Genomic DNA, 13,586 nt, shown 5'->3' with positions numbered 1-13,586 from the left:
CACTAAAACAAAAAAACCCCGCCGAAGCGGGGTTTGCCAATCCTGGTAGACTCAGGAGCGGCGCAGGCTGTCGTACCACAGGTTGTGGTGCTGTTTGGCCCAGTTCTCGTCGCACTGGCCGGAGACCATGCACTCCATGCCGCCTTCGGACATGATGGTGGCCATAAAGATATGCACCACGGAGAAAGCGCCCACAATCAGTGCCCCGATCAGGTGAAGCACCAGCGCCAGGTTAGCGGCGTCTTTGCTGCTCACCAATGCCGGGAACATCAGCACCAGACCGGTACCAATCAGCACCAGGCCAAACAGGGTGAAGCACCAGAACCACAGTTTTTCACCGGCGTTGGCGAAGCCCGCGTCGGGGTGTTTGCCCTTAAAGCCGCCGAAGTTCAGGTAGCCGCCACATGCCTTGAACCAGGCCAGGTCGCAGGATTCCGGCATCTGCTTGGGCGCCCACTTCACCATCATCACCAGCGCGCCGACGATAAAGGGGAAGGCCAGGAAGTTGTGCCAGGCCACCATGGCGCTGATCAGCCCCTGCCAGCGGCTCTCCATCATCAGCGGGTCCAGATAGAAGCGGCCTGCGGCCATCACCAACCCGGTGAGGATAAGGCCGATGCAGGCGATGCCACCCAGCCAGTGCACCGCCACATCGGTCTTGGACCAGCGCGGCACCATCTTGCCGGAGAAGCCGTGAGTCAGTTTGGCCTTGCCGTTGATCATCACGAACAGGGCAAACAGCAGAGCCACACCAAACACCCCAAACAGCAGCAGGTCGGCGTTGAACTGGGCGTTACCCAGGGTATCCAGAGCACCCAGATCCGCCTGGTTTACGGTCCAGTCGGAAGCCGGCAGCACGTGGTCTGCGGCCACACCGCGGATCTCCGGAATGTCAGCCTGTACCACCTCGTGGGTGACCGGGCTCCACAGTTGCGGCTTGGGTGAGTCCACGTCGTGGGCAGCGGCCCCAAATGCGATCCCGGACAGCAGCAGTGCCGGGAGTATCCCAAAACGATTTTTCATGATTCGTCCTTTTACGAACTGTCATTGAGCGGGGGCAACGCCCCCGGCCATCAATGCGTCATCTGTGACTGAACGTAGTGATTAAGCGCGGCACCGTAGTGGCGCCAGAAGGGCTCACGGGCGTTTGCCATCATCTTGTCGGAGAACTCGCCACACCAGGTGCCCAGATGGGCTTCCAGAAACTGGCCAGCCAGCTGGTCCAGTTCCAGAGCCACATCGGGGTTGCCCGCCTCCCTGTGCTCAAACGCGAGCGCGCTGGCACAGAAGAGGAACTCCAGCTCGTTGCCGATGTAGTCGGCCGGCTCATTAAAGCGCGGCTCGATGGTCAGCCCGAGTTGCTGGTAGTAGGCGTGCACATTCACCGTGTGATGGCTGTTGAGTACCGACTTGCCGCTGCGATAGACCGACTCATAGGGCGGCACCGTCAGGCGATAGGGCCCGATGCACATCCGGTTGAAGTCGTATTCCAGCCGCTCCGGCTCATCCCGTAACGCCCGGGCCTCTGCCAGCAGTTCGGGGTACTGACCACCCTGCTCCAGCACCTGAATCAGTGCTTCCAGGTTGTCCGCACACCCCGGCTGAAACACCATGCCTTTGAACGCCTGGTAATGGGCGGCCTGCGCCCCGAATGGCAGAGACATCAGACGCGCTCCTTAATGATCACCATGTTCGGTTTGGTCAGGTTGTCGTGGTAGCCCACGCCCGCTTTGCTGGCGTGTACGTTGCCCTTGAGCACCTGGTTGATGTTGTCGGTGGTCAGGCAGCCCACGGTACAGCCGGTGACACAGGCCGGTTGCTGACCCTGGTCGATCAGCTCCACGCACATGTTGCACTTGGCGGCACGGCCATCTCGCGGGTCCACCGCGATGGCGTCGTAGGGGCAGGCACTGACACACAAGCCACAGCTGGTGCAACGCTCCCGGTCCAGCACCACCAGACCATCGGAGCGGGTGGTAAAGGCGCCTGACGGGCAGACCATCAAGCAGGCCGGGTTGCCGCAGTGCATGCAGGAGTGGGTGAGCCAGACGTCGACTTCGTCATCGCCACGCTTCACCTCGAAACGGTCCACCTTGCGAAAACGGACGTTCTCCGGCAGCTCGTTGTGGATCTGGCAGGCGATGGTACAGGCCTGACAGCCCACGCAGTTTTCCTGGCGGAAAACGAAGCCCCGTTGAAGTTGGTTATCCATCTGTTCTCTCCTCAAACTTTCGCCAGGGCGACGCGGGTGGAGTGGTAGGCGGAACAGCCGCCCATGTCGGTCAGTTTGTCGGTGGTCAGCGAGTTGGTGCAGCCGTTCTTACCGTTCGGATTGAGACGGATCCAGTTGCACTTGGGCGCCATCAGGGTGCCCTCGCCCACGCCGGTGGTGACCATCGCCACAAAGGTGGCTTCACCGCGGTGGTTGGAGAGGGTGATCTGATCGTTGTCCTGCACCCCGTACTTGGCCGCGTCTTTCGGGTTGATCTTGACGTAGTAGGCCGGGATGTTGCGGATGTACTGGACGTTGTAGAAGGAGCTGTTCACCCGCTGCGGTACGCCGCTGGAGAGCAGGCGGAACGGCAGTTCGCGCTCTTTCTTCTCCATCTCTTCCTCCGGCAGGCCCCAATCCAGCACCGGGTGATAACCGGCGTCCGCCATCATCTGGCTGCTGAATTCGATCTTGCCGCTGGGGGTGTCGTACTTGCCGTCTGCCAGAATCGGCTGGGGGATATCCAGCTTGACGTACTTCTCTTTCATCAGGCGCTCGTAGGTCACGCCTTTGTAGTCGGGAGAGTCAGTGTCCAGCAGTTCGCGGATGATGTCGTCATTGCTGGCCTGGAAGGCGGCGTCTTCGAAGCCCATCGCCTGACCCAGCTCGCGGAAGAAGGTCCAGTTGCACTTGGACTCGCCCAGGGGCTCAATCACCTTCTCGCACACCTGGGTGTAGTAGCCGTGGTAATCGCCAACGATGTCGTCGGTTTCAAACTGGGTGGCTGCGGGAACGATGATGTCGCAGTAGTCCAGGGTGTCGGTCATCACCATATCGTGACCCACCACAAACAGGTCTTCCCGCTTCAGGCCCTCGATCACCGCGTTGGTGTCCGGGGCGACCACCACCGGGTTGCCGTTGTAGATGATCATGGCGTGGATCGGCTTGGACGGCTTGTCGTGGCTGGTGGGGTGAGTGGGATGGATCGCCTTGGCCAGCTCAGTCATGTTGATGCGCTGGGCGTCCTTGTTCTTCCGCATGTACTTGCCGCTGGCCACGTACTGGTTCAGACCGCCACCGGCTTGCACGTTGTCGTAGATCAGGCCGTTGCCGCGCTTGCCGAAGTTGCCGGTTACTGCCAGTAGCATCGCTACCGCACGGGACATGCGGGCGCCGTTATAGTTGCGCTGGAAGCCGTAGCCCATGCGCAGCATGGTTTTCTCGTTCTCACCCAGTACGCGGGCAAACTCGAACATCTTGGCGCGGGGCACACCGGTGATCCGCTCAATGTCGTCGTAGCTCAGTTCGTCCAGACGCTGCAGCAGTTCGTCGTATCCGAGGGTTTGCTCGGCGATGAACTTGTGGTCCACCAGATCCTGCTCCACCAGGTACTTCATGATGCCGGCGGCCAGTTGCACGTCGGTGCTGGGATTGGGCTGAAGGTAGACATCGGCCTGGGAGCAGAGCGGAGTACGTTGGGGGTTAACAGCGAGCAGCTTGGTGCCGCGGTCGCGGGCTTTGTTGATGAGTTTGATGGCGATGGCGTTGGAAACCACTTCGTCGTGGCCCCAGGTGACATAGACATCGGAGAGCATGATGTCTTCCGGGTCCGGACCAAGGAAGGTGCCGTAGAGGGACTCAAGGCCATCGTAGGCGGCGTAGGTGCACACCTTACGTTCCAGGATGGAGGAACCGATGCGGTTCCAGAAGCGCTCTCCGGAGGCGCTCATGCCGATGGCGCCGTAGTTGCCGGAGTAGCTGTAGGGCAGAATCGCTTCGGAGCCGTGCTCCTCAATCACCAGGTTCAGGCGACTGGCGATCTTGGCGTAAGCCTCCTCCCAACTGATGCGGCGCCACTTGCCCTCGCCTTTTTTGCCAGCACGCTCCATGGGATGGAGGATGCGGTCCGGGGCATAGGTGTATTGCACGTAACTCTGGCCCTTCAGGCAGGGAGCGGTGCCGGTTTTGACCTGCTCCTCAGCGCCGGTGACGTAGGTCATGCGGCCATCCTGGACCCGGAATTTCAGCAAACAGCGTGCGGCGCAGTTGCGCAGACAGCTGTGATACTTGATGGTGCCGTTCCGTTTGGCCAGCAGACCCGGGTGGGCACCGACCGATTGCGCTTTGGCTACACCCGGTACCAGGCCAGAAAGGCCGGCAAACACCGTGGTAGCGCCAATTCCCTGCAGGAAGTTGCGTCTGTTCAGTTTCATCATCTCACTACCGGTTTTGTTGTTATCACATTGCTCTTGGTTACCGGACCATCGGGGCGGGCTCGGGGGATGAGCTCCGAGTGCCCCGCTCCGATGGCCCGGTGAACGGGGTCCACCTACAGCGCGTAGCGGTAGAGGGTGCTCACACCGTTGTCATGGCCAACGGTCATCAGTTCATTGCCCACCTTAACCAGCCCCTGAGGGTTGGTGGGGGTGGCGATACGGAAGCCCTGCTCCACTACGCCGGTCTGGGTGTTCATCACCAGTACCTCGGAGCCGGAGCCGCTCAGGACGAAGCTGTGGGCGCCTTCAATCGCCAGGCCGGTCACCATCGGCAGGTTGTCCATCCAGCGTCCCTGCAGACCGCCCAGGTTCAGCGGCGCTTCAGCGCTGAGGGTCATGTCTTCCAGGGCGTAACGGGAGGCCACCAGGTTGTCACCGCGTTCGTTGACGGCAGTGATGCTGACCAGTTGTTCTGCGTCTTTGTCGTAGCCAAAGGCGGAGGCGTAGCTCAGCTTGGCGCGTACGGTGGCAAACTGGCCGCGCTCGCTCTCACCGATGCCATCGGTGCTTTCGTTAAAGCGGCGGTAGTTCACTTCCCAGGTCTGGTCGGCTTGCAGCACCAGCTTGGCAAAGGCCTTGTTGTCGCCCAGCACCACCAGTTCATCGGAGGAGGTGAAGGCCACGCCCACCAGCGGGCTGATGTGGAGCATGTACATGCCATCGATGTTGGCTTGGGCCAGAACGCGGCTCAGGCTCTTGTCCAGGATGTAGACCCACATGTCGCTGGTGACGATGGCGTACTGTTGATGGACCGGCTCATAATCGATGCCGGTAATGCGGCCGGTGATGGCAGCGGGCAGTGTCTGTTTGCTGGCTACCGCCAGTTCGGCGCCGTCAAACATCGGGGTGGTGTCGGCCACCTGATCGAAGTTCGGATCGCTGATGGCGTAGGCGCCGCGGGCATCCGGTCCGTAGGTCGGCCAGTGGTCCAGTTCCCAGCTCATAAATTTGGGGTTGAAGGAGACGCGACCCGGGCTGTCCTGACCAACGAACGGCGGCGGTCCGGTCTGGGTAAAGGCCTGCACAATGTTGCCGGAGATAACGAACAGGAAGACGGAGGCCACCACTTTGACCAGAGCGGGATTGCCCGGAGTCTGCTGCGGCTTACCGGGGAAACGGTTGCCCAGGAACATCATCAGTGCAGCCACCACCACCAGCACCACCACGAACACCAGCAGCGCCCAGGTGTAGGTGTGCGCGCCCATGATCTTCACGGAGAAGCCCTGGCCGATGTCGCTGCCCAGATTGATGGAGGTGTGCACGCTGGCCATCCAGGCCCCGTAGATGCCAAGCCACACCAGGGCGCCGACATACTTGGGCTTCAGTCCATAGCGCACGATGTACAGTGCGGTCAGTGCCACCAGGATCATGGCGGTGCGCTCCTGCCAGCAGAAAGCGCAGGGGTTGTCCTTCATCAGGAAACCGAAAATAAAGCAGGCAATTCCCACCGGCAGGGCCATGATGACCACTGAGGCAAAAGAAGCCAGCTTATTAAAAATTGCTTCACGCGCTTGCATGATCGCTCCTTGTTAATAGTTGCCGATGGGCATCAAAATGCCCCAGGACATCATGATCCAAATAAACAGGCTCAGGCCCATGCAGGCGAAGAGCAGACGGTCTGCCAGCGCCTCTTTTTCGGGCTTTTTCAGCACCAGATAGGCCGCGTAGGCAGCGATACAGAAGAGTAAGAATTCCACCGTTTACCTCGATTTGGTTAAAGGGTTCCCCTGGCCCTGACCGAAGTCAGAGCCAAAACAAGATTTTTCGGGCTGATAAAAAAGAGGGCTAAATTATTTTTTGCGAAGCGAGTCTCCACTCCTTTTCTAATCCGTAGGTCAGTTTAGATTTGACCCAATTAAATGAAGCTGAATTATTGATGTCGCCGTAAAGAATATAATTTCCAATATCCCGGTCAGTACGGCGATATTCACGGATTTTGGCGGCGAGGTGGTCAGGCAGGCGGACGTAATCCACGCCATCAATCATGTCCACAAACTGGCGGGTAAACTGGTTGCAGCTGAGGGTTACAGCGTTGGATTGCGCCAACAGCCGCATGGCGGTCGCTACGCTATCTGTATAGCCGGCCACCTCCATCTCAAAGCCCAGTTCCCGGCACAGGTTGACCAGCAGCGGGCAGGTAAGATCGTTGTAGTTGTCCAGTTCCAGCAGCGGGTAGCGGCTGAGGGTGCTCAAATCCACATCCACTTCCAGGATGGGATGCTGACTGTTGGCCAGGATGTAGAGGTCACCGGTTTCCGCAAACATGTCCCAGTTCAGACCTTTCCCCTCAAACCCCTCGTAAACCACCATAAAATCGATGTCGCCGTTGGCCACTTCGGTGGTGCAGTCGTGGCTGAGTGTCCGAATCTCAAACTTCAGGTTGGGGGCTTCCAGAAGGATGTGCTCATTCACCACCTTCTGGACCGCGTAGACAAACTCATCGTACGCCAGGATGGTGAACTGGCCGCCGGACTCCTCCGGACTGAACACTGAATGGTGCTGCTCGATCTGCTGATACTGGTCTACCAGCTTCTTTACCAGCGGGATAAGTTGTTCGGTTTTGTCGGTGGGGATCAGCCCACAACTGCGGCGGACAAACAGAGCGTCCTTAAAGATGTCACGCAGGCCTTTGAGGGTGCGGCTGACGGAGGAAGCGGTCATCCCAAGTTCGTTGGCGGCCTGATGGCCCTGGCCATGCTTGTATACCGCCATCAGCACTTTTAGCTGACTGTAACTGAGTTGGTCGAGTTTCATGGGAGGGTCCTGCTTCCCGTATTGCGTTGAGCAGAATAATGCGCAATGTGTCCTGCCTACACCGAAACACAGATCACATTATTGTCTGGATAAAATAAACATTCCCTTAAATTTTTGAGGAACCACCTAACTTTCGCTTCTCGAAATTTATAACTTGAGATAATGAAAATATGGGTGTGACCCAGTTCACTGAACTGACCAGCCACGAATGTGACGAGCGCCTAACGATATTGGAAATTCGAATATTTTTATTTTTTACTTATGCAAAAACAAATAAATTTCGGTTCTGATGCTGGAATGAGGCATTGCATATTGGAGGGTAATTAATTTCATTTCCTTCGATTTATTCAATATACAAAAAAACCCGGCAAAAATGCCGGGCTTTCTAAGCAATCCTTTGTTCAGTAGGTCAGGAAATCACCGCCGTAGTACAGCACCGGCTTGGTGCCCTGGTGCAGTTCCGCATGCAGTTGGATAGACACTTCGCCATCCACGGTACGAGCAGCGATGTAGCCCTTAACCTGGTGACGCTCAACCAGATTGTCGCAAGTGGCCCCCACAATCTCGCCGATATAGCCAGCCTCATTGGTAAGACGGTGCAGTTGGCCGGACATTTGGCAATCCGGGGATTCAATGTCGTTAGGACCGTTCAGACCACGAATGGTGGCTTGCACCAGATAGTCCTGCTCCCCCAGATGCTCAAACTCCAACTGCTGACTGTCAGCCCAGACTCGCCCCGGCAACACCAACTCGTACTCCGGTGCGGCACGCTGCCATGTGCCAGAGAAGGTGGTGGCAATGGTGTACTCCTCCACCCCACCCCACTGGCCACGGAACATGCGTGTCCAGTTGATGGAACCGCCCTTGCTTGTCAGGTTACGGATCTCGGCTTGCTGCGCAGCCTCATTGAGGTTGGTGGGCAGCAGTTCGGTAAGAAACGCCTCTTCCTTCACATGCTTACCATCCACAAAGCGCAGCACAAACTCGGTGCCGTCGTCGGAAGGGATCATCAGGGCCGGACCCAGCAGCGCCAGATCCGGGCTGAGCGGGTCTCCTTCAACATCCTCAATGGGACGCTCCGGCACCGCCTCAATGGGGTTTTCCCTGTCCGGCTCAATCGGATGGTCCGGGGCGGGCATGATCGGGTGCTCCGGCTCTGGTTCGGGAAGTTTGGAATCATCACTGCTGCATCCCATCAGGGACATCACAGCGAGGGCGGGAAGTGCGAATTTCAGGGCGTTCATCACGATACTCCAGCAAAGGGGATAGGGGTATCGAGGCCCACTCCTTCCGGCCCCGGTTCTAATTGGCGTGAAGTGTGCCAACCGGGTGAACAGGTCGCTACTTAATTGAAAGTTAAGTGTCCGGTTATCAGGCAAAAAAAACCGCCCAATGGGCGGTTTTTCTGGCATTCAGATTCAGTCCGCTTTCTTAACGAACTGGGACTTCAGGCCCATCGGACCGATGCCCGGAACCTTGCAGTCGATGTCGTGATCGCCATCCACGAGGCGGATGTTCTTCACCTTGGTGCCCACCTTTACCACGGTGGAGGAACCCTTCACTTTCAGGTCCTTGATGACGGTAACGGTATCGCCGTCCTGCAGCAAGTTGCCTACTGCGTCACGAACCACTTTGACATCCTCGTCATCGGCGTCGGCCGCCGCATCCTTAGACCACTCGTGGGCGCACTCCGGGCAGACGAACATGGTGCCGTCTTCGTAGGTGTACTCGGAGTTGCATTTAGGACAGTTTGGCAAGCCACTCATGTTGATACCCTTTTCTTTGATCCTGCCCACCGTGGGCAGGAAAAAAATGAGGCGGGATAATGCCAGAGCCCGGTATCCCTGTCTGTGATCCAGCACAAGGAACACCGGACTCTGTTAGCTGACCCACAGTTTAGGCGTCAGCGCCGTTCTCTGTGTAGGGACGGCCGTAGTAGCTGTCCAGCAACAGCTGTTTTAGCTCGGTGATCAGCGGGAACCGTGGGTTGGCCCCGGTACACTGATCGTCAAACGCCTCAATGGCCAGCTCATCCAGTTTGGCCAGGAAGTCCGCTTCTGCGACGCCTGCCTCACGGATGGAGGCCGGGATCCCCAGGCGCGCCTTCAGAGCATCAATGGCATTGACCAACTGCTCCACCTTCTCCTGGTTGCTGCTGCCGCCCAGACCCAGATGGTCTGCAATCTCGCCGTAACGACACAGCGCCGTTGGCCGGTCGTACTGACTGAACGCCGCCTGCTTGGTCGGCACGTCCGTCGCGTTATAGCGGATCACATTGCTGATCAGCAGCGCATTAGCCAGACCGTGGGCAAGATGGAACTCGGAGCCCAACTTGTGCGCCATGGAGTGGCAGATGCCGAGGAAGGCGTTGGCAAAGGCGATGCCTGCGATGGTGGCCGCATTGTGCACCTTCTCTTTCGCCTTGGGTGCCTCAGCCCCCTTCTCGTAGCTTTCCGGCAGGTAAGCAAACAGCAGCTTGAGTGCTTGCAGCGCCTGACCGTCACTGTACTCATTGGCCAGCACAGAAACATAGGCTTCCAGGGCGTGAGTCACCGCATCGATGCCGCCAAACGCGGTCAGGGACGGCGGCATATTCATCACCAGGTCAGGATCAACAATCGCCATGTTCGGCGTCAGTTCATAATCCGCCAGCGGGTACTTCTGGCCGGTTTCGTCGTCGGTCACCACCGCAAACGGCGTCACTTCGGAGCCGGTGCCGGAGGTCGTGGGGATAGCGACAAACTCCGCCTTCTGGCCCAGTTTCGGGAACTGGAAGATCCGCTTACGGATGTCCATAAAGCGCAGTGCCAGGTCGTGGAACTGAGTGTCCGGGTATTCGTACAGCACCCACATGATCTTGGCCGCGTCCATCGGTGAGCCGCCACCCAGAGCGATCAGCACATCCGGATTGAACTTCTGACACAGGGCCGCGCCCTTGCGCACGATGGAGAGGGTCGGATCCGCTTCCACCTCGAAGAACACCTCCGTTTCCAGCCCCATCCCTTTAAGGATGGCGATCACCCGGTCACAGTAGCCGTTATTGAACAGGAAGTGGTCGGTCACAATCAGCGCCCGGGATTTGCCTTTCAGCTCCTCCAGCGCGATGGGCAGCGCCCCACGGCGGAAGTAGATCTTTTCAGGGAGTCGATGCCACAACATGTTTTCCGCTCGCTTGGCCACGGTCTTGGTGTTGATCAGGTGTTTAGGGCCCACGTTCTCCGAAATGGAGTTGCCCCCCCAGGAGCCACAGCCCAGAGTCAGCGAAGGCGCCAGCTTAAAGTTGTAGAGGTCGCCAATGCCACCCTGAGAGGCGGGGGTGTTGATCAGGATACGGGCGGTCTTCATCCGCTGACCAAAGGTGAGTACCCGCTCTTTCTGCAGGTCCTGGTCACAGTAGAGTACCGAGGTGTGTCCGATCCCACCCAGCGCCACCAAAGCTTCCGCCTGACAGACCGCATCCTCAAAATCACCGGCACGGTAGAGGCCGAGGATGGGAGAGAGCTTTTCATGGGCGAAAGGCTCCTCCAGACCGGTGCTGGTCACCTCGCCAATCAGGATCTTGGTGCTCTTCGGCACGGTGATCTCCGCCATCTCGGCGATCTTCCAGGCGGGCTGACCGACGATTTTCGCGTTCAGGCCGCCGTCGATGAGAATCACCGATTTGAGTCGCTCGCACTCTTCGGCAGAGAGCACGTAGGAGCCGGTATTGGCAAAGCGCTCGCGCACCTGGTCATAGACGCTGTCCACCACCACAACCGCCTGCTCAGACGCACAGATAACGCCGTTATCGAAGGTTTTGGACAGTTGAATGGAGGCCACCGCCTGCTTGATGTCGGCGGAATCGTCGATCACCACCGGGGTGTTCCCCGCGCCCACGCCGATGGCGGGCTTACCAGAGGAGTACGCCGCTTTCACCATACCGGGGCCACCGGTTGCCAGAATCAGAGCGATATCATCATGGCGCATCAGCGCATTGGAGGCGTCCACAGAGGGTTCGGCAATCCAACCGATGATGTCGGCGGGTGCCCCTGCCTTCACCGCCGCATCCAGAACGATGCGCGCCGCTTCGCAGGTGGACCGCTTGGCTCTGGGGTGGGGAGAGAAGATGATGCCGTTTCGGGTTTTCAGGCAGATAAGGGCTTTAAAGATGGCGGTGGACGTTGGGTTGGTGGTGGGGACGATGCCGCAGACGATGCCGACAGGTTCGGCGATGGTCATGGTGCCAAAGGCTTCATCCTCAGACAGTACACCGCAGGTTTTTTCATCCCGGTACTTGTTGTAGATGTATTCAGAGGCAAAGTGGTTCTTGATCACCTTGTCCTCTGCCACCCCCATGCCGGTCTCTTCGGCGGCCATCATGGCCAGGGGGATACGGGCATCGGCTGCGGCCAGGGAGGCTGCGCGGAAGATGGCGTCGACCTGCTCCTGACTGTAACTGGCGAAAACTTCCTGTGCCGCTTTAACCCGCGCGACCAGGGCATCCAGTTCTGTGCGTTCACTCATAATTGGGTGTTGCTCCGCTCTTATTCAGGACCGGTTGAGTATAGTGCTCACCGGTCGCTCCGGTTTGGTGTCTCCACCGGATCATCATTGGACTTGCCTCAATTGAGGCCCCTTCATCTTGCCCGATCCCTCTCCTCCTCTCCGCAAGCGAGATCACAAACTTGCCTCACAAGCGGAACAATTGGATTACGGAACCCGCCCTGAAATAAAAACAGACGCATGACAACCCCTGGTCGGGAAAAATTCGCTTTGTGACGGGAATCAGCGATCCAACCCCTGCCCCAGGGCCGATACCGTGTCGATCAACCAGCGTACCGACGGTTCATCAGAGTTGGCTCGGCGCCAATACAAGCGCACCGGCAGTGGCTCACACTCAAAGGGCAGTGGCAGGATCCGCAGTCCCAGCAGAGTGGCCAATCTGCCAGCGTAGGTGGCGGGCATGGTCAGTATCAGGTTGGTCTGTGCCACCACCGACGCGGCGGCAAAGTAGGTATGGCAGTGCAAGCGAACGCTGCGGCGACTGCCCACCCCCAGCATCCGCTGCTCCACAAAGGCCCGTTCCCGGGGCTCCAGCGTCACCAGCACATGCTCCGATGCCACGTACGCTCCCTCATCCAGCGTGCCGCTTTCAAACGCCGGGTGCGTTGGCCCCACCAGAACCGCCAACGGCTCCGAACGAAAACCGGTGCTGGAGATGGCGTCCCCCACCGGTACCTCCATATCCACCGCCAGATCCAGTTCGCCACTCTTCAGTTTGTCTTCCAGTTCGCTGCCCCGCACCCGGCTGCTGGTAAAGCGCAGGCTGGCACCCATCTCACTTAACCGGGCCATCAGCGGCGGCAGCAGCATCGCTTCCAGGATGTCCCGAAACCCCAGATGAAATTCCAGAGTGGCGGTGGAGGGGTCAAACGCGCCCGGTTGCACCCGGCATTGATCCAGCGTCGAGAGCGCCTGCTGAACCCTCGGCATCATCGCCCGGCCATGGGGCGTCAGCACCAGGTTCCGACCCTGCTTAACGAACAGAGGGTCCCCCAATTGCGCTCGCAACCGCCCCAGCGCGTGAGACACCGCCGATTGCGTCAGGTGCAGCTGTCTGGCTGCGGCGCCGGTTGAGCCGGTTTCGGCCACCGCCACAAAGATGCGGAACAGGTTGAAGTCGATGCGCTGCGGCAGCATTTCATGAATCTGTGTCATTGTTGGCGCTGAAAAATAGTCATTGGATTGTTAGGTTAAAGCGGATTAGGGTGTGATCCAAGTCACACACAAACCTCTTTTCCACTGCGGGAGAGCCCAATGCTCCATAAGAACATCCAGCAATGGCTGAACGCCTATGGCGTCAGTCACCAGAACCCCATCAATAAAGCCATCCACTGGATCTGCGTGCCCATCATCATGTGGACGGTGCTGGCCCTGTTGTGGGAGGTGCATCTGCCCGGCCAACCGCTGGTGAACCTGGCGGTCGTACTGATTGTGATCAGCCTGCTGTTTTACTGGCGCCTTTCCCGCAACCTGGCCATCGGCATGGTGGGGGTTACCGCCGCGATGGTCGCCATCATCCTCTGGCATCAGGCCAATGTGACCATCCCCCTGTGGCAGAGCGCGCTGACCCTGTTTGTGGTGTGCTGGATATTTCAGTTCATCGGCCACAAGGTGGAAGGCAAAAAGCCCAGCTTCTTTGAAGACATTCAGTTTCTGCTTATCGGCCCCATCTGGCTGCTGAGCTTTATCTACCGCAAGCTCGGCATCCCCTATCGCCCCGCTTCCCAGGCCTAACACCTGGTTATCACTGAATAAAGCCGCCGCACTTGGGCGGCTTTAGTGATTTGGATGCTGGAAAGCGT

Annotated in this window: 12 protein-coding genes; 1 reads left to right on the top strand and 11 read right to left on the bottom strand. The window is 58.6% G+C overall.

The features are described 5' to 3' along the window. Nucleotides 1–51: 51 nt before the first annotated feature. The 11 genes from KUV52_RS11320 to KUV52_RS11270 all read right to left on the bottom strand — a co-directional run bounded on the left by KUV52_RS11320 (nucleotide 52) and on the right by KUV52_RS11270 (nucleotide 12,939). The gene (locus tag KUV52_RS11320; RefSeq protein ID WP_222526039.1) at nucleotides 52–1,023 is read right to left on the bottom strand and encodes a formate dehydrogenase subunit gamma; all 972 of its coding nucleotides are present in this window, start codon (nucleotides 1,021–1,023) and stop codon (nucleotides 52–54) included. Between the two features lie 50 nt (nucleotides 1,024–1,073). Then, on the bottom strand, nucleotides 1,074–1,664 hold the full coding sequence (locus KUV52_RS11315; RefSeq protein ID WP_222526038.1) for a molecular chaperone: 591 nt from the start codon (nucleotides 1,662–1,664) through the stop codon (nucleotides 1,074–1,076). Then, nucleotides 1,664–2,212 carry a 4Fe-4S dicluster domain-containing protein gene (locus tag KUV52_RS11310; RefSeq protein WP_222526037.1) on the bottom strand — a complete coding sequence of 183 codons (549 nt, stop codon included), beginning with the start codon at nucleotides 2,210–2,212 and terminating at the stop codon, nucleotides 1,664–1,666. The genes KUV52_RS11315 and KUV52_RS11310 overlap by 1 nt, the downstream gene beginning before the upstream one ends. Before the next feature lie 11 nt (nucleotides 2,213–2,223). Then, on the bottom strand, nucleotides 2,224–4,425 hold the full coding sequence (locus tag KUV52_RS11305) for a molybdopterin-dependent oxidoreductase (RefSeq protein ID WP_222526036.1): 2,202 nt from the start codon (nucleotides 4,423–4,425) through the stop codon (nucleotides 2,224–2,226). 116 nt (nucleotides 4,426–4,541) lie between these two features. Further along, a complete protein-coding gene (locus KUV52_RS11300) occupies nucleotides 4,542–6,005 on the bottom strand; it encodes a disulfide bond formation protein B (protein ID WP_222526035.1) in 1,464 nt (487 codons plus the stop codon). A 12-nt stretch (nucleotides 6,006–6,017) separates the two neighbouring features. Next, nucleotides 6,018–6,185 carry a hypothetical protein gene (locus tag KUV52_RS11295; RefSeq protein WP_013345004.1) on the bottom strand — a complete coding sequence of 56 codons (168 nt, stop codon included), beginning with the start codon at nucleotides 6,183–6,185 and terminating at the stop codon, nucleotides 6,018–6,020. 88 nt (nucleotides 6,186–6,273) lie between these two features. Then, nucleotides 6,274–7,242, bottom strand: coding sequence for a LysR family transcriptional regulator (locus tag KUV52_RS11290; RefSeq protein ID WP_222526034.1), 969 nt, complete (start codon nucleotides 7,240–7,242; stop codon nucleotides 6,274–6,276). A gap of 401 nt (nucleotides 7,243–7,643) precedes the next feature. Then, nucleotides 7,644–8,486, bottom strand: a complete 843-nt coding sequence (locus KUV52_RS11285) for a hypothetical protein (RefSeq protein ID WP_222526033.1) — start codon at nucleotides 8,484–8,486, stop codon at nucleotides 7,644–7,646. 174 nt (nucleotides 8,487–8,660) lie between these two features. Beyond that, nucleotides 8,661–9,008 (bottom strand): zinc ribbon domain-containing protein YjdM, encoded by a 348-nt coding sequence (locus KUV52_RS11280; protein WP_222526032.1) that lies wholly within the window; start codon nucleotides 9,006–9,008, stop codon nucleotides 8,661–8,663. 130 nt (nucleotides 9,009–9,138) lie between these two features. Then, nucleotides 9,139–11,745, bottom strand: coding sequence for a bifunctional acetaldehyde-CoA/alcohol dehydrogenase (adhE, locus tag KUV52_RS11275; RefSeq protein WP_222526031.1), 2,607 nt, complete (start codon nucleotides 11,743–11,745; stop codon nucleotides 9,139–9,141). A 261-nt stretch (nucleotides 11,746–12,006) separates the two neighbouring features. Further along, nucleotides 12,007–12,939: a LysR family transcriptional regulator gene (locus KUV52_RS11270; RefSeq protein WP_222526030.1), complete on the bottom strand. Its 933-nt coding sequence runs from the start codon at nucleotides 12,937–12,939 to the stop codon at nucleotides 12,007–12,009. A gap of 99 nt (nucleotides 12,940–13,038) precedes the next feature. On the opposite strand from KUV52_RS11270, the gene KUV52_RS11265 reads away from it, so the two are divergent. Next, nucleotides 13,039–13,518, top strand: coding sequence for a DUF962 domain-containing protein (locus KUV52_RS11265; RefSeq protein ID WP_222526029.1), 480 nt, complete (start codon nucleotides 13,039–13,041; stop codon nucleotides 13,516–13,518). Nucleotides 13,519–13,586 lie beyond the last annotated feature (68 nt).

Origin of the sequence: Ferrimonas balearica (assembly GCF_019802055.1) — a bacterium.
GTDB classification, from domain to species: Bacteria; Pseudomonadota; Gammaproteobacteria; order Enterobacterales; family Shewanellaceae; genus Ferrimonas; species Ferrimonas balearica_A.
This window is presented reverse-complemented; position numbering and strand designations above follow the sequence as displayed.